At 62.4% G+C, this 18,941-nt stretch carries 15 protein-coding genes; 13 read left to right on the top strand and 2 right to left on the bottom strand.

All coding sequences use genetic code 11. From position 1 onward, the window contains the following. Positions 1-193 precede the first annotated feature (193 nt). The 8 genes from ACFY9W_RS00980 to ACFY9W_RS00945 all read left to right on the top strand — a co-directional run bounded on the left by ACFY9W_RS00980 (position 194) and on the right by ACFY9W_RS00945 (position 10,843). Entirely contained in the window at positions 194-1,819 is a 1,626-nt protein-coding gene (locus ACFY9W_RS00980; protein WP_391124534.1) for an ABC transporter substrate-binding protein, read from the top strand. Positions 1,820-1,965: 146 nt separating this feature from the next. After that, positions 1,966-3,558, top strand: coding sequence for an ABC transporter substrate-binding protein (locus ACFY9W_RS00975; protein WP_391124531.1), 1,593 nt, complete (start codon positions 1,966-1,968; stop codon positions 3,556-3,558). A 229-nt stretch (positions 3,559-3,787) separates the two neighbouring features. Beyond that, on the top strand, positions 3,788-5,167 hold the full coding sequence (locus ACFY9W_RS00970; protein WP_391124528.1) for an OprD family outer membrane porin: 1,380 nt from the start codon (positions 3,788-3,790) through the stop codon (positions 5,165-5,167). A gap of 79 nt (positions 5,168-5,246) precedes the next feature. Then, on the top strand, positions 5,247-6,857 hold the full coding sequence (locus ACFY9W_RS00965; RefSeq protein ID WP_391124525.1) for an ABC transporter substrate-binding protein: 1,611 nt from the start codon (positions 5,247-5,249) through the stop codon (positions 6,855-6,857). A 91-nt stretch (positions 6,858-6,948) separates the two neighbouring features. Next, the gene (locus ACFY9W_RS00960) at positions 6,949-7,959 is read left to right on the top strand and encodes an ABC transporter permease subunit (RefSeq protein ID WP_391124522.1); all 1,011 of its coding nucleotides are present in this window, start codon (positions 6,949-6,951) and stop codon (positions 7,957-7,959) included. Between the two features lie 10 nt (positions 7,960-7,969). After that, a complete protein-coding gene (locus ACFY9W_RS00955; RefSeq protein WP_391124520.1) occupies positions 7,970-8,896 on the top strand; it encodes an ABC transporter permease subunit in 927 nt (308 codons plus the stop codon). Between the two features lie 10 nt (positions 8,897-8,906). Then, positions 8,907-9,875, top strand: coding sequence for an oligopeptide/dipeptide ABC transporter ATP-binding protein (locus tag ACFY9W_RS00950; protein WP_391124517.1), 969 nt, complete (start codon positions 8,907-8,909; stop codon positions 9,873-9,875). Then, entirely contained in the window at positions 9,875-10,843 is a 969-nt protein-coding gene (locus ACFY9W_RS00945) for a dipeptide ABC transporter ATP-binding protein (RefSeq protein ID WP_391124514.1), read from the top strand. Before ACFY9W_RS00950 ends, ACFY9W_RS00945 begins: the two co-directional genes overlap by 1 nt. Positions 10,844-11,061: 218 nt before the next feature. Here ACFY9W_RS00945 and ACFY9W_RS00940 read toward each other — a convergent pair whose 3' ends face one another. Then, on the bottom strand, positions 11,062-11,961 hold the full coding sequence (locus ACFY9W_RS00940) for a hypothetical protein (protein ID WP_391124511.1): 900 nt from the start codon (positions 11,959-11,961) through the stop codon (positions 11,062-11,064). Between the two features lie 212 nt (positions 11,962-12,173). Between ACFY9W_RS00940 and ACFY9W_RS00935 the strand changes: the two genes are divergently transcribed. The 4 genes from ACFY9W_RS00935 to ACFY9W_RS00920 all read left to right on the top strand — a co-directional run bounded on the left by ACFY9W_RS00935 (position 12,174) and on the right by ACFY9W_RS00920 (position 15,951). Beyond that, a complete protein-coding gene (locus ACFY9W_RS00935) occupies positions 12,174-12,974 on the top strand; it encodes a helix-turn-helix domain-containing protein (RefSeq protein WP_391124508.1) in 801 nt (266 codons plus the stop codon). Positions 12,975-13,038: 64 nt separating this feature from the next. Next, a complete protein-coding gene (locus ACFY9W_RS00930) occupies positions 13,039-14,445 on the top strand; it encodes an FAD-dependent oxidoreductase (RefSeq protein WP_391124505.1) in 1,407 nt (468 codons plus the stop codon). Between the two features lie 32 nt (positions 14,446-14,477). After that, the gene (locus ACFY9W_RS00925) at positions 14,478-14,819 is read left to right on the top strand and encodes a cupin domain-containing protein (RefSeq protein WP_391124502.1); all 342 of its coding nucleotides are present in this window, start codon (positions 14,478-14,480) and stop codon (positions 14,817-14,819) included. A gap of 52 nt (positions 14,820-14,871) precedes the next feature. Then, a complete protein-coding gene (locus tag ACFY9W_RS00920; RefSeq protein WP_391124499.1) occupies positions 14,872-15,951 on the top strand; it encodes an extracellular solute-binding protein in 1,080 nt (359 codons plus the stop codon). A gap of 132 nt (positions 15,952-16,083) precedes the next feature. Here the strand turns inward: ACFY9W_RS00920 and ACFY9W_RS00915 are convergent, their stop codons facing one another. Then, positions 16,084-17,667, bottom strand: coding sequence for a peptide chain release factor 3 (locus tag ACFY9W_RS00915; protein WP_391124496.1), 1,584 nt, complete (start codon positions 17,665-17,667; stop codon positions 16,084-16,086). 558 nt (positions 17,668-18,225) lie between these two features. On the opposite strand from ACFY9W_RS00915, the gene ACFY9W_RS00910 reads away from it, so the two are divergent. Beyond that, entirely contained in the window at positions 18,226-18,939 is a 714-nt protein-coding gene (locus ACFY9W_RS00910; RefSeq protein ID WP_043196954.1) for an ABC transporter permease, read from the top strand. Positions 18,940-18,941: the final 2 nt, after the last annotated feature.

The following is an 18,941-nucleotide window of genomic DNA, read 5'->3' as shown; positions in this document are numbered from 1 at the left end:
AGCCATCATTTTGCCTACGCAAACGTTTAACTTCGCCGAAAGTTATACCGATGCGACATCCATGTACGGTCGTACTACTTTTCTGGCGCCAACTATCCTTCTACCTGTTGCAATGGGAACACCCCCTGCATAAGTATCGGCAGGTCGGCTCACGAGGCCACCTCATCCAAAAAATGACAACAATGAGGCCACCATGCTCAAACACGCAGTCATTCCGTTCCTGCTAGGCGCAGGCTTGCTCACCGGTGCACCGTCGGCCCTGGCCGCGTCCAACCTGGTGTTCTGCTCCGAAGGCAGCCCGGCAGGCTTCGACCCGGGGCAATACACCACAGGGACCGACTTCGACGCTTCGGCCGAGACCGTGTTCAACCGCCTGACCCAGTTCGAACGTGGCGGTACCGCAGTCATCCCGGGCCTGGCGACCAAATGGGAAGTGACCGACGACGGCAAGACCTACACCTTCCACCTGCGCGAAGGGGTCAAGTTCCACACCACCGACTACTTCAAGCCCACCCGCCCCTTCAACGCCGACGACGTGCTGTTCACCTTCAACCGCATGCTCGACAAGGACCACCCCTTCCGCAAGGCCTACCCCACCGAGTTCCCGTACTTCACCGACATGGGCATGGACAAGAACATCGCCAAGGTTGAGAAGCTCGACGAGCACACGGTGCAGTTCACTCTCAACGAAGTGGACGCCGCGTTCATCCAGAACCTTGCCATGAGCTTCGCCTCGATCCAGTCCGCCGAATACGCCGATCAGTTGCTGAAAAACGGCAAAGCCGCCGACATCAACCAGAAGCCGATCGGCACCGGCCCGTTCGTGTTCAGCAAGTACCAGAAGGACGCGCAGATCCGCTTCAAGGGCAACAAGGACTACTGGCAGCCCGATGATGTGAAGATCGACAACCTGATCTTTGCCATCACCACCGATGCGTCGGTGCGCATGCAAAAGCTGAAGAAAAACGAATGCCAGGTCACGCTGTTCCCGCGCCCGGCCGACATCGAACCGCTAAAGGCCGACAAGAACCTGCAAATGCCACAGCAGGCCGGCTTCAACCTCGGTTACATCGCCTACAACGTGATGGACAAGATCAAGGGCAGCAACGAGCCCAACCCCATGGCCCAGCTGAAGGTGCGCCAAGCGCTGGACATGGCCGTGGACAAGAAAAAGATCATCGAGTCGGTCTACCAGGGTGCAGGCCAACTGGCAGTCAACGGCATGCCGCCGACCCAATGGTCCTATGACGACAGCATCAAGGACGCCCCGTTCGACCCCGAAAAGGCCAAGCAGCTGCTCAAGGAGGCCGGCATCAAGGAAGGCACGGAGATCACCCTGTGGGCCATGCCGGTGCAGCGGCCGTACAACCCCAATGCCAAGCTGATGGCCGAAATGCTGCAATCCGACTGGGCCAAGATCGGCATCAAGGCAAAAATCGTCAGCTACGAATGGGGTGAGTACATCAAACGCTCCAAAGGCGGTGAACAGGGCGCCATGCTGATTGGCTGGAGCGGCGACAACGGTGACCCGGACAACTGGCTGGGCACCCTCTACGGCTGCGATGCCATCGACGGCAACAACTTCTCCAAGTGGTGCTACAAGCCCTACGACGACCTGATCAAGCAGGCCAAGGCCACCTCCGACCAGGCCAAACGCACCGAGCTGTACCAAAAGGCGCAGCACATCCTCAAGGAGCAGGTACCGATCACCCCGATCGCCCACTCCACCGTCTACCAGCCGATGAGCGCCAAGGTGAAGGACTTCAAGATCAGCCCGTTCGCGCTGAACGCCTTCTACGGCGTCAGCGTGGACAAATAGGCTAGCCCTGGCACCCGCCGAGCGGCGGGTGCCCTTCACCCTCGCCACCTCTTCATGTCGTCCTGCGGCCAACCGCTGCGGGGTCGGCGAACTGTTGCCGCCATTCGTACCACGAGGCGGCGCAAACAGATGAAAAAGGATTTGCCATGCGCCATTTGACCTGCCTGTCCACCCTGCTGGCCCTGGGCCTGCTCAGCCAGTCCCCGGCCGTGCTGGCCAAAAACCTGGTGTTCTGCTCCGAAGGCAGCCCTGCCGGTTTCGACACCGCCCAGTACACCACGGCCACCGACAACGACGCGGCCGAGCCGATCTACAACCGCCTGGTCGAGTTCGAGCGCGGCGGCACCGCCGTGCACCCTGCCCTGGCGAGCCGCTGGGACGTGTCCGACGATGGCTTGCGCTACACCTTCCACCTGCGTGAAGGGGTGAAGTTCCACAGCAACAAGGCGTTTACCCCAAGCCGTGACTTCAACGCAGACGACGTGCTGTTCACCTTCAACCGCATGCTCGACAAGGGCCACCCGTTCCGCCAGGCCTACCCCACCGAGTTTCCCTATTTCGTCAGCATGGGCCTGGACAAGAACATCGCCCGGGTCGAGAAGGCCGACCCGCTGACCGTGGTGTTCACGCTGAACACGGTCGATGCCGCATTCATCCAGAACCTGGCCATGAGCTTCGCCTCGATACTGTCTGCCGAATACGCCGAGCAACTGCTGGCCAGCGGTCGCCCCAGCGACATCAACCAGCAACCGATCGGCACCGGGCCGTTCGTGTTCCAGCGTTACCAGAAGGATTCGCAGATCCGCTACAAGGGCAACAAGGATTACTGGGCGCCGGACCAGGTGAAACTCGACAACCTGGTGTTCTCGATCAACGTCGACCCCTCGGTGCGCATCCAGAAGCTGCGCCGCAACGAATGCCAGGTCACCCTGCATCCTCGCCCGGCCGACCTGCCGGCGCTGAAGACCGACAGCCAGTTGCAGGTGCTGCAACAGCCAGGCTTCAACCTCGGCTACATCGCCTACAACACCCAGCATCCACCCTTCGATCGCCTGGAAGTGCGCCAGGCGATGGACATGGCGGTGAACAAGAAAGCCATCATCCAGGCGGTGTACCAGGACTCCGGCCAGCTGGCGGTCAACGCCATGCCGCCTACCCAGTGGTCCTATGACGAAAGCCTGAAAGACGCGCCATACGATCCGGAAAAGGCCAGGCAGCTCTTGCAGCAAGCCGGGGTCAAGCCGGGTACCGAGGTCACCCTGTGGGCCATGCCGGTACAACGCCCGTACAACCCCAACGCCAAGCTGATGGCCGAAATGCTTCAGTCCGACTGGAACAAGCTTGGCTTCAAGGTACGCATCGTCAGTTACGAATGGGGCGAATACATCAAGCGCATGAAAAGCGGCGAGCACGATATCGCCCTGATCGGCTGGACCGGCGACAACGGCGACCCGGACAACTGGCTGGGCACCCTCTACAGCTGCGACGCCATCGGCAGCAACAACTACTCGCTGTGGTGCGACCCGCAGTACGACAGCCTGGTCAGGCAGGCCAAGCAGGTCACTGACCGCACGCAACGCACCGCGTTGTACCAGCAGGCCCAGCAGCGGCTCAAACAGCAGGTGCCGATTACCCCGGTGGCGCACTCCACGGTCAACCAACCGCTCAGTGCCAAGGTTTCCGAGTTCAAGGTCAGCCCGTTTGGGCGCAATGATTTTTCCGGTGTGAGTGTTGATTAAGCGTTAGCCGGAACCGGCCTCTTCGCGGGCTCGCCCGCTCCCACAGGATCACCTCAGGTTCGGACTCTGCGCCCTACCTGTGGGAGCGGGCGAGCCCGCGAAAGGGCCAGCACAACCAACACAACTCCCCATTTTTGCCCGGCGATCCCGTGGCAACCCTGGCAACACCGCAACAACCATCCGGCCCACAAGGCCGGCAATAACTAGAAAATAAAAAGGAGCTTTAACCTTGAGAGTCTTCACCTTGACCGCACTGGCCTTATCCATCAGTGCCTTGTCCTCCGTGGCCCAGGCCGACCCGCAAAGCCAGGATTACATCCCGCTCACCCTCAAAGAAAACAGCGAGCAAGCGCAAGCCAGCGGCTTCATCGACGGCCAGAGCCTGTCCGGCAGCACCCGCAACTGGTACGCCCGCGAACGCGCCGCACGTGCGCCGCTGTGGAAGTACTACAAGAACGACGGCACCCGCCACGACACGCATAGCCGTGAGAACTGGGTGCAGGGCTCCATCCTCAACTACAGCTCCGGCTTCACCGAAGGCACCGTGGGCTTTGCCGTCGAGGCCGCCGGCTACAACGCCATTGCCCTGCAACAGAACCGCCAGTCGGTCGCCGGCCCCAACAACCGCACCCTCACCCACAGCGATGGCGACCCCATCGGCCAGTGGAGCAAACTGGGCCTGGGCAACATCAAGGCACGCGTGTCCAACACTACCCTTACCCTGGGCCGTCAGTCGGTGGACACGCCAATGATCGCCTACATCGGCAACCGCGCCTTGCCATCCAGCTTCCAGGGGGCGTTCCTGCACAGCGCCGAGTTCGACAACCTCAGCTTCGACCTGGGCACCTTCGACCGCGTCTCGCCACGCACCGAGCAAAGCCTGAGCAAATTCCGCAGTGAATACAGCGCCACCGGCGTGGAAACCGACCGGGCCAGCACCGCCGGCGTCAACTACCAGCCGTTCAAGAGCCTTAGCACCAGCCTGTACGCCACCAAGGTCGACGACTTCTGGAACCAGTACTACTTCGGCGCCAACCACGTGCTGGGCGACAGCGCAGTACTCAGCCTTAGCACCGGCCTGAACTACTACAAGACGGTCGATGCCGGCAGCCAGAAGATGGGCAAGATCGACAACGACACCTACAGCTTGTCGCTCGACCTGACCCACCAGGCCCACACCCTCGGCGCCTCCTGGCAGCAGGTCAACGGCAACGAGTACTTCGACTACCTGCACGAAACCAACGGCATTTACCTGGCCAACTCACTGCTGTCGGACTTCAACGGCCCCAACGAGAAATCGCTGAAGATCTCCTACGTGCTGAACATGGCGCCCTACGGCGTGCCGGGCCTGAAGTTCAACCTGTACAACGCTCGTGGCTGGGGCATCGACGGTACCCATTACCGCGGCACGGCCTACGACGTGAACGGCCTGGACGGCGAAACCCACTACGAGTGGGGCATTGGCACCAGCTACGCGGTGCAGAGCGGGCCGCTGAAAGACACCAGCATCCGTGCCACCTACACCACCCACCGCGCCAGCAAGGCCCAGGGTGACGGCAGCCTGGATGAGTTCCGCGTGGTCACCACCATTCCATTCAACATTCTCTGACCGCTGGCGCCACGGCCCGCTCGCGGTGGGCCGTGGCAGCTACGCTGGAATCAATGCAAAAGCAGGGAGTCTCCAACCCATGCAGAAAGCTTTCATCAAGTCGATACCATTACGCCTGGCTCTGGCCGCGCTGGTGCTGGGCAGCGCCACGCAGCTGGCGGCCAAGCCGCTGGTGGTGTGCACCGAAGCCAGCCCGGAAGGGTTCGACGTTGTGCAATACACTACCGGCGTCACGTTCGACGCAACCGCCGAAACGCTGTTCAACCGCCTGGTCGACTTCAAGCCAGGTACCACCGACATCGAACCGGCGCTGGCCGAACGCTGGGACATATCACCAGACGGCCTGACCTACACCTTCCACCTGCGACAGGGCGTCAAATTCCACAGCACCGACTACTTCACCCCCACGCGCACGTTCAATGCCGATGATGTGCTGTGGAGCCTGCGCCGCCAGCTTGACCCTGCGCACCCGTGGCATGACAAGACCAGCGTCGGCTACCCGTACTTCGAGAGCATGGCCTTCAAGCACCTGCTCAAGTCGGTGGACAAGACCGACGAACACACCGTGGTGATCACCCTCACCCGGCCCGAAGCACCGTTCCTGCGTGACATGGCCATGGGCTTCACGTCAATCTACTCCGCCGAATACGGCGACCAGTTGCTCAAGGCCGGTAAAACCGCCGAGCTGAACAGCAAGCCGATCGGCACCGGCCCGTTCATCTTCCAGCGCTACAACAAGGACGCCCAGGTCCGCTTCAAACCCAACCCGGACTACTTCCGCGGCAAGCCACCGGCCGATGCCCTGATTTTCGCCATCGCCACCGACAGCAACGTGCGCCTGCAAAAACTGCGCGCCAATGAATGCCAGGTCGCGCTCTACCCCAAGCCTGAAGACGTGCCGGCAATCAAGGCCGACGCGAAGCTGAAGGTGGCCGAGACCGAAGCGCTGGTCACCGGCTACATCGCCATGAACACCCAACACAAATACCTCAGCGATGTGCGTGTACGTAGAGCCATCAACATGGCCTTCGACCGCCAGACCCACGTCGACCAGCTGTTTGGCAAAGGCAACGCGCTGGTGGGCGTCAACCCCTACCCGCCTACCATGATCGGCTACAACAAGGCCAACCAGAACCCGCCACGTGACCTCGACAACGCGCGCGCCCTGCTCAAGGAGGCTGGCGTACCCGAGGGTACGGTCATCACCCTGTTCACCCGCAACGGCGGCGGCATGACCAACCCTAACCCGCGTCTGTCTGCCGAGATGCTGCAAGCCGACCTCAAGCAAATCGGCCTGAAGCTTGATATCCGCGTGATGGAATGGGCCGAAATGCTGCGCCGCGCCAAGAAAGGCGAAGCCGACCTGGTGTCCACCGGCTGGGCTGGCGACAACGGCGACCCGGACAACTTCCTCACCCCACTGCTCAGTTGCGAAGCGGCCAAGACCGGCGAGAACTACGCGCGCTGGTGCAACCCGAAATTCCAGGAGCTGGTCACCCGCGCACGCGAAGTGATCGATAACGACGAACGCGCAAGGCTCTATAGCGAGGCATTGAAGGTGTACGATGACGACCAACCCTGGATCAGCATGGCCCATCCGAAGATGTTCACCGCCATGCGTGACAACGTGGAGGGCTACGTGATCAGCCCTCTGGCCAAAAACAACTTCGCCACCACCAAGGTGAAGTAGAACAACAACGACCGCCGGCAACCCATACGGGAACCGGCGGCACTGCCGTAGCGCGCTGTTTGCCGTGCGGCCTGAAGAGGTAACCCCGACAATGTTGAGTTTTATTGCCCGGCGCCTTGGCCTGCTGATACCGACCTTTTTCGGCATCACCTTGCTGACCTTCGCGCTCATACGCCTGATCCCCGGCGACCCGGTGGAAGTGATGATGGGCGAGCGCAGGGTCGACCCCGAAATGCATGCCCAGGCCATGGAGCGCCTGGGCCTGAACAAGCCACTGCCGGCCCAGTACCTGGACTACGTCGGCAAGCTGGCCCAGGGCGATCTCGGTGAATCGCTGCGTACCCGCGAAAGCGTATGGACCGAGTTCCTTACCCTGTTCCCCGCCACCCTCGAACTGGCCTTCGCCGCCCTGCTGTTTGCCGGCATCGTCGGCCTATTGGCCGGGGTGATCGCCGCGCTCAAGCGCGGTTCGCTGTTCGACCACGGGGTCATGGGCATCTCGCTGGCCGGCTACTCGATGCCGATTTTCTGGTGGGGCCTGATCCTGATCATGTTCTTCTCGGTAAGCCTGGGCTGGACCCCGGTATCCGGGCGCATCGACCTGCTCTACGACATCGAGCCGAAAACCGGTTTCATGCTCATCGACACCCTGCTCAGCGACGAAGAAGGCGCGTTCAAGGACGCGGTGATGCACCTGATCCTGCCGGCCATCGTGCTCGGCACCATCCCGCTGGCGGTGATCGCCCGCATGACCCGCTCGTCAATGCTTGAAGTGCTGCGCGAAGACTACATCCGCACCGCCCGTGCCAAGGGCCTATCGCCGGCCCGCGTGGTGTTCGTGCATGGCCTGCGCAATGCCCTGATACCGGTACTGACCGTGTTCGGCCTGCAGGTCGGCACGCTGCTGGCCGGCGCAGTGCTGACCGAAACCATCTTTTCCTGGCCGGGCATCGGCAAGTGGCTGATCGAAGCCATCGGCGCCCGTGACTACCCCGTGGTCCAGAACGGCATCCTGTTGATCGCCTGCCTGGTAATCCTGGTCAACTTCGTCGTGGACATCCTCTACGGCCTGGCCAACCCACGCATCCGTCATCAGCGCTGAGGCCCTTGCCATGACTAGCCCGATTCCCAACTCCGTGTCGCCGGCCAGCCCGGTGGACCAGAGCCTGCTCTACCCCTCGCCGTACAAAGAATTCTGGCAAGCCTTTGCGCGCAACAAAGGCGCAGTGATGGGCCTGGCCTTCATGTGCCTGGTGGTGTTCTGTGCGCTGTTTGCGCCGTGGGTCGCCCCACATGACCCCAGCGAGCAGTACCGCGACTTCCTGCTGACCCCACCCGTATGGCTGGAAGGCGGCACCTGGCAGTTCATCCTGGGCACTGACGAACTGGGCCGCGACCTGCTTTCGCGCCTGATCCAGGGCGCACGGTTGTCGCTGCTGATCGGCCTGTCGTCAGTGGTGATGTCGCTGATTCCCGGCATCCTGCTGGGCCTGCTGGCCGGTTTCTTCCCCAGGTTGCTCGGCCCGTCGATCATGCGCCTGATGGACGTGATGCTGGCCTTGCCGTCGCTGCTGCTGGCCGTGGCCATCGTCGCCATCCTCGGCCCTGGCCTGATCAACACCGTGATCGCCATCGCCATTGTCTCCCTGCCCTCCTATGTGCGCCTGACCCGCGCTGCGGTAATGGTTGAACTCAACCGCGACTACGTCACCGCCGCACGGCTGGCCGGTGCCGGATTGCCACGGCTGATGTTCGTCACCGTACTCCCCAACTGCATGGCGCCGCTGATCGTGCAGGCAACCCTCAGCTTTTCCTCGGCAATCCTCGACGCTGCCGCGCTGGGCTTCCTCGGCCTGGGCGTGCAACCGCCAACCCCGGAATGGGGCACCATGCTGGCCTCGGCGCGTGACTACATCGAGCGCGCCTGGTGGGTGGTGAGCCTGCCCGGCCTGACCATTCTGCTGAGCGTGCTGGCAATCAACCTGATGGGCGACGGCCTGCGCGATGCGCTGGACCCGAAACTCAAGAACGCCGCCTGAGGAGAACGCCATGTCACTGTTGCAGATCAAAAACCTCAACGTGCGCTTCGGCGACGCCACCGCGGTACCCGTGGTCGATGGCCTGGACCTGGCGGTAGAGGCCGGCGAGATCCTCGCCATTGTCGGTGAATCGGGCTCGGGCAAATCCGTGACCATGATGGCCCTGATGGGCCTGATCGACGCCCCCGGGCGCATCACCGCCGACGCCCTCAGCTTCGACGGCACCGACATGCTCAAGCTCAGCGGCCGCCAGCGGCGCAAGGTGGTGGGCAAGGACATCGCCATGGTCTTCCAGGACCCGATGACCGCACTCAACCCCAGCTACACCGTGGGCTACCAGATCGAGGAAGTGCTGCGCCAGCACCTGGGCCTGAAGGGCAAGGCAGCTCGCCAGCGCGCCCTTGAGCTATTGAAGAAAGTGGAAATCCCAGCGGCCGAAAGCCGCCTGGATGCCTACCCGCACCAGCTGTCCGGCGGCATGAGCCAGCGCGTGGCGATTGCCATGGCCATTGCCGGCGAGCCCAAGCTGCTGATCGCCGACGAACCGACCACGGCACTGGATGTGACCATCCAGGCGCAGATCATGGAGCTGCTGGTCAACTTGCAGAAAGAGCGCAACATGGCGCTCATCCTGATCACCCACGACCTCGCCGTGGTGGCCGAAACGGCCAGGCGCGTGTGCGTGATGTACGCGGGCCAGGCCGTGGAAGTGGGCCAGGTGCCGGAATTGTTCGACGTGCCCGCCCACCCCTACAGTGAAGCACTACTGGCGGCGATCCCCGAGCACAGCATCGGTGCCGAGCGCCTGGCCACCCTGCCCGGCATCGTCCCCGGCCGCTACGACCGCCCTGTTGGCTGCCTGCTGTCGCCGCGCTGCCCCTATGTGCAGGACAACTGCCGTCACCAACGCCCGCCCCTTGATCCCCAGGCTTACAGTTTGGTGCGCTGCTTTTACCCGCTGAACCAGGAGGTGGCGTGATGGCCGTCGTTCTATCCGCCCGGGAGCTGACCCGGCATTACGAAGTCTCCCGTGGGCTGTTCAAAGGCCACGCGCTGGTCCGTGCACTGAACGGTGTGTCGTTCGAACTGGAAGCCGGCAAGACGTTGGCCGTGGTTGGCGAGTCTGGCTGTGGCAAGTCGACCCTGGCCCGTGCACTGACCCTGATCGAAGAGCCGTCGTCCGGCTCGTTGCAAATCGCCGGCACCGAGGTGAATGGCGCCAGCAAGGCCGAGCGCAAGCAATTGCGCCGTGACGTGCAGATGGTGTTCCAGAGCCCTTACGCTTCGCTTAACCCACGGCAGAAGATTGGTGACCAGCTGGCCGAGCCGCTGCTGATCAACACGTCGCTGAGCAAGGCCGAGCGCCGCGACAAAGTGCAGAAAATGATGGAGCAGGTCGGCCTGCGCCCCGAGCACTACCAGCGCTACCCGCACATGTTCTCCGGTGGCCAGCGCCAGCGTATCGCCCTGGCCCGGGCGATGATGCTGCAGCCCAAAGTGCTGGTGGCAGACGAGCCAACCTCGGCGCTGGACGTGTCGATCCAGGCCCAGGTGCTGAACCTGTTCATGGACTTGCAAAAGGAGTTCAACACCGCCTACGTGTTCATCTCGCACAACCTGGCGGTGGTGCGGCATGTGGCCGATCACGTGCTGGTGATGTATTTGGGGAGGCCGGTAGAGATGGGGCCTAAAGAGGACATCTACGAGAAGCCGCTGCACCCGTATACCCAGGCACTGCTGTCGGCGACACCGGCGATTCACCCGGACCCGTTGAAGCCGAAGATCCGCATTGCCGGGGAGCTGCCCAACCCGCTGAACCCGCCGGACGGGTGTGCGTTTCACAAGCGCTGCCCGCATGCGAGCGAGCGCTGTGCCAAGGAGGTGCCGGCGTTGCGGCAGGTGAGTACACGGCAGGTGGCTTGTCATTATGCCGAGCAGTTTCTCTAGGCTTTAGATCGCCGGGGCTGCTGCGCAGCCCTTTCGCGACACAAGGCCGCTCCCACAAGGGCCTGCGTACACCGAACAATGTGGGAGCGGCCTTGTGTCGCGATGGGCCGCGAAGCGGCCCCAAAACCTCAATGCATGAACAGCGCAATCAGGATGATGACCGGAATCGGTACGCCAATCATCCACAGTAATATCGAGCGCATGGCAGTTCTCCTTGCTTAACGTTGAATGGTGCGATGGGCTACATAGTCGCCTTCAAGCCACTGCACGCGGTCGCGCTGACGGCCACCGTAAAGGGCAGCCAGGCTGGCGAAGAATGCGCCGCAAAGCAGGGCAATGAATGTCCACAGCGCAGTCCAGGCAGCCACCTTGGCAGCGGTATCCGCCGCTTGCTTGGCATCGGTTTTCAGCTGTTGTACCTGTGCCATCACCTGGTCGACACGGGCTTCGGCTTCGGCTTGGGTCAAACGGGTGCGCTGGGCTACCAGCTGCGCCAGGTAGGCGCGATCTTCGGCAGGCAGTGCACCATTACCCGCTACGCCCCTGGCCAGAATGCGCGCGGCTACGCCGTTGGCCGCATCGTCGCTGACCGGCGCCGGACCATCGCCACGGAACAGGCTATCGACGAAATACCCCATGGAGTCGTTGTTGCCACCCGCTGCCGCAGCACCACCCGCCGCTACCGAAACGGTAGCCGCCTGGGAGGCTGCACTGGCCCCGGCACCTATCAGGTTGCCCGCAGCACCGAGTACCAGCATCGCCGCTACCAAGGTCGCCACGGCCCATGACAAAAAGCCATGCGCGGTGTCGCGGAAATACACTTCATCGCCATGCAGGTTGGCCCACTTCACTCGCAACCGACCGGCAATGTAGCCGCCCAGGCCGGAAGCGATGATCTGCGTCACCAGTAACCAGATGATGGTTGAAACGCCCAGGGCTTTTGCACTTGCACCTTCGTCGGCCCACGGTGACGCGGCCGCAAATCCCAGCCCGGCGCCCAGTACCACGAGTATCAGGGACACCGACGCAGCGGCGGCGGCGCCAGCGAAGATCGCCGCCCAGGAAACACCTGAGCGGCTTTGCGTATCGACAGCGGGGTAATCGGCAGGGGTGATCATGATGTGTGCGCCTTATGTTGTGAGCGAGAATTCCATTCGCGCAGTAACCTTTGCAGCGGCTGTGCCAGTTGTGACAAAAAATGACATCTATGCAAATCAATGGGTTAGAACGCCCAGCTGAACCGGGACCGTGCAAAATGCGCGACTGCGCCCCGTGCATCAGGTGTTCTGCATTCTTGTAACGTGGCCGGGCGACGAGGCATGATCCGTTCATGACGCTGCCCGATGACCCCGCCCAGACCCCGATCACCGCCGATACCGTGCTGCGCTACCACCTGTGCTGGAAGCACCGCGACCTCGACGGCGTCATCGCGCTTTACCACCCCGACATCCAGTACCACGACTTTTTCCAGAACCGCGTGCTCGGCTACCAGGAACTGCGCGACTACGTGCGCGCCTGCCTGCCCCATGAAGCCGGCGAAGACATCGTCCACAGCGACCGCATCCGGGTCGATGGCTGCACCGCGTTCATCCAGTACCAGGTCACGGTGCAGGGTGGCGACGGCCTGGTGGCGTTCCAGTCCAGCGAGGCGATCACCGTCAAGGACGGGCTGATCTGGCGGGTCAACGAATACGCCACGCTGGTGCGCCAGAACGGCAATGGCCCGGGCAGCAGCGGCCCGCGCCCGGCCACCAGCCGCCTCGGCCTGTCACCCCGGCAGCTGTCGACCATGGCCCAGGACCTGGAGCACTACTTCCAGCGCCAGCGCCCCTACCTCGACCCGGAACTGGACCTGCAGCAAGTCGCCGACGCCAGCGGTTACAGCCGCAACCAGATTTCCTACCTGCTCAACCAGGTGCTCGGGCAAAGCTTCTACCGCTACGTCAACCAGGCCCGCCTGCAACACCTGATGGCCAGCCTGGACGACGACAGCGTCGAAGCGCCAATCGACGACCTGGCGTTCAACGCCGGGTTCAATTCGTTGTCGGCGTTCTACAAGTGCTTCCGTGAACACACCGGGCTCACGCCCAAGGCCTACCTGAAGCAAATTTCCCTGCGTGCACGCACGTAAGACAGCCGCCAGCTGACAGTTCTAGGATCGCCCACAGACCTTGACCGATGTGGAGCCGAACCCGATGCAACCCCTGCGCACGCTAAGCCTGTGGATGGACCAGCTCGACGAGCCGCTGTGCGCCCGCCCGGCCCTGCGTGAAGACCTGGACGTGGATGTGTGCATCATCGGCGCCGGCTACACCGGTTTGTGGACCGCCTACTACCTCAAGCGCCAGGCACCACAACTGAACATCGCGGTGATCGACGCCAATATCGCCGGCTTTGGCGCCTCCGGGCGCAATGGCGGCTGGCTGATGGGCAACTTGCTGGGTGAAGACCGCCTGCTCGCCACCCTGTCGCCACAACAGCGCCGCGCCAGCATCGACCTGCTGCAAGGCATCCCTGATGAAGTACAGCGTGTGCTGCAACGCGAAGGTATCGATTGCGACTACCGCAAAGGCGGCGTGCTGTACTGCGCCGCGCGCTACCCGGAACAGGAACGCAGCCTGCGTGCCTACCTCGACGACCTGTATCGCCAAGGCATGACCGAGGACGACTACCGCTGGCTGCGCCCCGAGCAACTGGACACCCAACTGCGGATCAGCAATGCCTTCGGTGCCATCTACAGCCCGCACACCGCAACCATCCAGCCAGCCAAGCTCGTGCGCGGCCTGGCGCGGGCGGTGGAAGCGCTGGGCGTACCGATCTACGAGAACACCCCTGCCATAGACTGGCAGCGCGGCGAAGCGCGCACGCCACTGGCGCGGATTCGCTGCCATTGGATGGTGCCCGCTATTGAAGGCTATGCCGCCAGCCTGCCGCCGCTGGGCAAACACCAGTTGCCGGTACAGAGCCTGCTGGTGGCGACAGAGCCACTGCCGGAGTCGACGTGGGCGCAGATCGGCCTGGGCCTGGGCCAGGCCTTCAGCGAGAGCAGCCGGCAGGTCACTTATGGCCAACGCACTGCAGACAACCGCCTGGTGTTCGGTGCCCGGGGCGGCTACCGCTTCGGCGGCCGCCTGCGCGAAAACTTCAACCTCGATGAGAACGAAATCGAGCTACGCCGCTACCTGTTCAGCGAGCTGTTCCCTCAGCTAAAACACGTGCGTATCACCCACTCCTGGGGCGGAAACCTGGGCATGGCCCGACGCTTTCGGCCGCACATGCTGTGTGATCGGCAACGTGGCATCGCCCTGGCTGGCGGCTACGGCGGTGAAGGCGTCGGCGCCACCAACCTGGGCGGGCGCACCTTGGCGGCACTGATACTCAACCAGCACAACGAACTGACCGCACAACCTTGGGTACTTGATAACCGCCCGGTGTCGAGCCTGGCCAGTTGGCCACCTGAGCCCTGCCGCTGGCTGGGTTACAACGCAATCATCCAAAGCTTCGTCCACGAGGACCGGACCCTCGCCAACCCCGCCAGTGCGCCCTGGAGGCGGCGCCTGGCCAGCTCGCTTGCGGACTTCATGGAAGGCTTCATGCACTGACTTCCCTTTCCCAAACACAGGATCCACCGGTCATGAGCATCACCCAGTTCAAGAACACCCTCAGCGTTGCGCTGGACAGTTCCAACCCGGTCGCAGTACCGCTTGGCGACCCCGTGGCCGTGGCCTCGGTCACCTGCGTGGAGCGCAGCGATGGCGTGGAAACCGGCATCTGGGAGTGCACCCCCGGGCGCTGGCGGCGGCAGATCGTGCAACAGGAGTTCTGCCATTTCATCAAGGGCCGCTGCACCTTCACCCCCGACGGTGGCGAGCCCCTGGTCATAGAAGCCGGAGACGCATTGATGCTACCGGCCAACAGCACCGGCACCTGGGATATCCAGGAGACCGTACGCAAGACCTACGTCCTTATCTTCTGATCCGCTGATCGCCTGCCTTCGATAACAACAGACAAAGCAAGGTAACCCCGACATGCGCATGCTCCTTCTCGCCCCCCTTATGCTGGCCGCCAGCGTGGCCGGCGCCGCCGAAACGGTAAAGATCTACAACTGGTCCAGCTACGTCGCCCCCGACACGCTGAAGAACTTCCAGCAGGCCAGCGGCATCGTGCCCACCTACGACGTGTACGACAGCAACGAAACCCTCGACGGCAAGCTGATGACTGGCAACTCTGGCTACGACGTGGTGTTCCCTTCCAACCATTTCATGGCCCGGCAGATCCAGGGTAAAGCCCTGAAGCGCCTGGACAAATCGCAGCTGCCCAACTGGCAGAACCTCAACCCGGTGCTGCTCAAGGCACTTGAGGTGAACGACCCGGGTAACCAGTACGGTTTCCCGTACCTGTGGGGCAGTACCGGCATCGGCTACAACATCGACAAGGTCAAGGCCGTGCTTGGCGACAACGCGCCGGTGGACTCCTGGGACCTGATCTTCAAGCCCGAGTACATGAGCAAGCTGAAAAGCTGTGGCGTCGCCGTACTGGACAACGGCCCCGAACTGCTGCCGATTGCCCTGCACTACCTGGGCCTGCCGCACCACAGCCAGAACCCGGCGGACTACGACAAGGCCAAGGCATTGCTGATGCAGGTACGGCCATACATCAGCTATTTCCACTCATCGAAGTACACCGGCGACCTGGCCAATGGCGATATCTGCGTGGTGGTGGGGTTCTCGGGCGATGTACTGCAGGCGAAGAACCGCGCCGAAGAGGCGAAGAACGGGGTGAAGGTGGGTTACTCGATACCCAGGGAAGGCGCGCCGATGTGGTTCGACATGGTGGCCATGCCGGCCGATGCGCCGGATGAAAAAGCCGGGTATGCCTACATGAACTACCTGCTGCAACCGGACGTGATGGCCAACATCAGCAACCATGTGCAGTACGCCAACGGCAACCTCAAGGCTGACGGGCTGGTGGAGCCGGCGATGAAGGGTAATACGATGATTTACCCGAGCGAGGATGTGATGGGCAAGCTGTATGCGCTGGAGGCGATGCCAGCCAAGATTGACCGCATTCGTACCCGCATCTGGACCAGTATCAAGGCAGGCAATTGAAATTGGGGCCGCTTTGCGCCCTTTCGCGGGCGCGCCCGCTCCCACAGGGAATCACTTCATCTGAAGGTTATGCGATACCTGTGGGAGCGGGCGCGCCCGCGAAGGGCTGCAAAGCAGCCCCAATTCCAATACTTAGTGATGCTCGCGGGTAGCGCGGAACTTGATGTCCGGCCAGCGCTCTTCCATCAGCGCCAGGTTGACCCGGGTCGGGGCCAGGTAGGTCAGGTGCCCGCCACCGTCGATGGCCAGGTTTTCCATGGCCTTGTTCTGGAATTCCTCAAGCTTCTTCTTGTCGTCGCAGCTGATCCAGCGCGCCGACCACACAGTGATTGGCTCGTAGGCGCACTCGACCTTGTACTCTTCCTTCAGGCGGCTGGCGACCACGTCGAACTGCAGCACACCTACCGCACCCAGGATGATGTCGTTGCTGCGCTCGGGGAAGAACACCTGGGTCGCACCCTCTTCGGCCAGCTGCTGCAGGCCCTGACGCAGCTGCTTGGATTTCAGCGGGTCTTTCAGGCGCACGCGGCGGAACAGTTCCGGGGCGAAGTGCGGGATACCGGTGAAGCCCAGCGCCTCGCCTTCGGTGAAGGTGTCGCCGATCTGGATGGTGCCGTGGTTGTGCAGGCCGATGATGTCGCCGGCAAAGGCCTCTTCCAGCTGCTCACGCTCGGAGGAGAAGAAGGTCAGCGCATCGCCGATGCGCAGGTCCTTGTTCAGGCGCACGTGGCGCATCTTCATGCCCTTCTCGTACTTGCCCGAGCAGATACGCATGAAGGCGATGCGGTCGCGGTGTTTCGGGTCCATGTTCGCCTGGATCTTGAACACGAAGCCGGTGAATTTCTCTTCAACAGGCTCCACGGTGCGCTCGTGGGTCACGCGGCCCAGCGGGCGCGGTGCCCAGTCGACGACCGCGTCGAGCACATGGTCGACACCGAAGTTGCCCAGTGCAGTACCGAAGAACACCGGGGTCAGCTGACCGTTGATGAACTCTTCCTGGTTGAACTCGTGGCAGGCGCCCTGCACCAGCTCCAGCTGTTCGACGAACGAATCGTACTGGTCGCCCAGGTGGGCACGGGCTTCGTCCGAGTCCAGCTTCTGGATGATCTTGGCTTCGGTACGCTCATGGCCATGGCCCGGGGTGTACACCACGATGTAGTCGCCGGTGAGGTGGTACACGCCTTTGAAATCGCGGTAGCAACCAATCGGCCAGGTGATTGGTGCGGCCTTGATCTTCAGGACGGCTTCGATCTCGTCGAGCAGTTCGATCGGGTCGCGGATGTCACGGTCGAGTTTGTTGATGAAGCTGACGATTGGTGTGTCGCGCAGGCGGCACACGTCCATCAGGGCGATGGTACGCGGCTCTACACCTTTACCGCCGTCCAGCACCATCAGCGCCGAGTCCACCGCGGTCAGGGTGCGGTAGGTGTCTTCCGAGAAGTCTTCGTGGCCGGGGGTGTCGAGCAGGTTGATCATGTGCTCGCGGTACGGGAACTGCATCACCGAGGTGGTGATGGAGATGCCGCGCTGCTTCTCCATTTCCATCCAGTCGGAGGTGGCGTGGCGGTCGGACTTGCGCGACTTCACGGTACCGGCGACGGCAATGGCCTTGCCCATCAGCAGCAGCTTCTCGGTGATGGTGGTCTTACCGGCGTCGGGGTGGGAAATGATTGCGAAAGTGCGGCGCTTCGCGACTTCGGCGGCCTGGTTGGTCATGGGAAATCGCCTGACTGGGGGATTTAAAAGGGGCGATATCATACCTGAAGTTGAGCCTGGACCAAAACCTGCTGCTTGAGTGGTTGCAGGTCCGGCCTCATCGCCGGCAAGCCAGCTCCCACAAAAAGCTCCACGGTACCCAAGCCCTGCGCAATACCTGTGGGAGCTGGCTTGCCGGCGATAGCGCCAGCACTGACACCACAAATTCAACAGACCATCGCTTTATCACGACAAAAGGCCACAAGGCAGTTATTTCAACGCCTACAGCGCATTTGCCCGCTGTTTTTTCTCGCCAATTTTCCTATCACCCAGTGATTAACGCTGGCCAAATGCCGCCCCAGATGGGAACCTTTACGCCCACGGAGACGTCCACTCCCCTGCAACCCGCTTAGGTTGGGGACTGGTTTCATCAGCATTTTCGGGCCCGACGGGGTTCGGCTCATGGCCTGATCGCAGCCTTCGGCTTGCATCTCGCTGCTACTCGCGAACACACCAACCGCCGCCAGGACTGGCCGGCAAAAAAGAAGTGTGCTCGCCGACAACACAAGGAGTCCGCCTGTGGCTAAACGCTACGGTAAAGGGCTGTTGGGATGCGCCACCGTGCTCGTCATCCTGGCCCTGCTGATCCACTGGATCGGCATCGACACGATCGCGCGGTATCGCGACGATCTTGGGTTCTACCTGCAAGCGCACCTGGTATTGGTGCTGGCTTCGATGGCGGCGGCGTTGGCCGTGGGCATCCCGGCTGGCATTGCGCTGAGTCGACCGCACCGGGTCGACAAAGCCGAGCGCTTCATGCAGTTCTTCAACGTTGGCAACACCATCCCTCCCCTGGCCGTTCTGGCCATCGCGCTCAGTATCCTGGGCATCGGCGCCGGGCCTGCGATCTTCGCGTTGTTCCTCGCCTCCCTCCTGCCCATCGTGCGTAACACCTACGAGGGCCTGAAAAACGTCCCTGCCTCGCTCAAGGAAGCCGCCACCGGCATCGGCATGACCCCGCGCCAGCAACTGTGGCAGGTGGAGTTGCCCAATGCCGTGCCCATCATCGTCGGTGGTGTACGCGTGGCCCTGGCATTGAACGTGGGCACCGCGCCGCTGGCGTTCCTGATCGGCGCCAACAGCCTGGGCAGCCTGATCTTCCCCGGCATCGCCCTGAATAACCAGCCACAGCTGCTGCTGGGTGCCGCGTGCACCGCACTGCTGGCATTGGTGCTTGATGCGGCGGTGAGTTTCTCCAGCAAACGCTGGCTGGAACGTGGCCTGGCCCAATAAGG

The organism is Pseudomonas sp. NPDC008258, assembly GCF_042956345.1.
Classification (GTDB): domain Bacteria; phylum Pseudomonadota; class Gammaproteobacteria; order Pseudomonadales; family Pseudomonadaceae; genus Aquipseudomonas.
The sequence above is the reverse complement of the archived record's forward strand: the minus strand, read 5'-3'. Positions and strand labels throughout refer to the sequence as shown.

Excerpts from the sequence above, each read along its gene's own strand:
- ACFY9W_RS00945 (WP_391124514.1), top strand. The coding sequence starts at position 9,875 with ATGGCCGTCGTTCTATCCGCCCGGGAGCTGACCCGGCATTACGAAGTC.
- ACFY9W_RS00940 (WP_391124511.1), bottom strand. The coding sequence starts at position 11,961 with ATGATCACCCCTGCCGATTACCCCGCTGTCGATACGCAAAGCCGCTCA.
- ACFY9W_RS00965 (WP_391124525.1), top strand. The coding sequence starts at position 5,247 with ATGCAGAAAGCTTTCATCAAGTCGATACCATTACGCCTGGCTCTGGCC.
- ACFY9W_RS00925 (WP_391124502.1), top strand. The coding sequence starts at position 14,478 with ATGAGCATCACCCAGTTCAAGAACACCCTCAGCGTTGCGCTGGACAGT.
- ACFY9W_RS00920 (WP_391124499.1), top strand. The coding sequence starts at position 14,872 with ATGCGCATGCTCCTTCTCGCCCCCCTTATGCTGGCCGCCAGCGTGGCC.
- ACFY9W_RS00935 (WP_391124508.1), top strand. The coding sequence starts at position 12,174 with ATGACGCTGCCCGATGACCCCGCCCAGACCCCGATCACCGCCGATACC.
- ACFY9W_RS00915 (WP_391124496.1), bottom strand. The coding sequence starts at position 17,667 with ATGACCAACCAGGCCGCCGAAGTCGCGAAGCGCCGCACTTTCGCAATC.
- ACFY9W_RS00960 (WP_391124522.1), top strand. The coding sequence starts at position 6,949 with ATGTTGAGTTTTATTGCCCGGCGCCTTGGCCTGCTGATACCGACCTTT.
- ACFY9W_RS00950 (WP_391124517.1), top strand. The coding sequence starts at position 8,907 with ATGTCACTGTTGCAGATCAAAAACCTCAACGTGCGCTTCGGCGACGCC.
- ACFY9W_RS00975 (WP_391124531.1), top strand. The coding sequence starts at position 1,966 with ATGCGCCATTTGACCTGCCTGTCCACCCTGCTGGCCCTGGGCCTGCTC.
- ACFY9W_RS00930 (WP_391124505.1), top strand. The coding sequence starts at position 13,039 with ATGCAACCCCTGCGCACGCTAAGCCTGTGGATGGACCAGCTCGACGAG.
- ACFY9W_RS00980 (WP_391124534.1), top strand. The coding sequence starts at position 194 with ATGCTCAAACACGCAGTCATTCCGTTCCTGCTAGGCGCAGGCTTGCTC.
- ACFY9W_RS00955 (WP_391124520.1), top strand. The coding sequence starts at position 7,970 with ATGACTAGCCCGATTCCCAACTCCGTGTCGCCGGCCAGCCCGGTGGAC.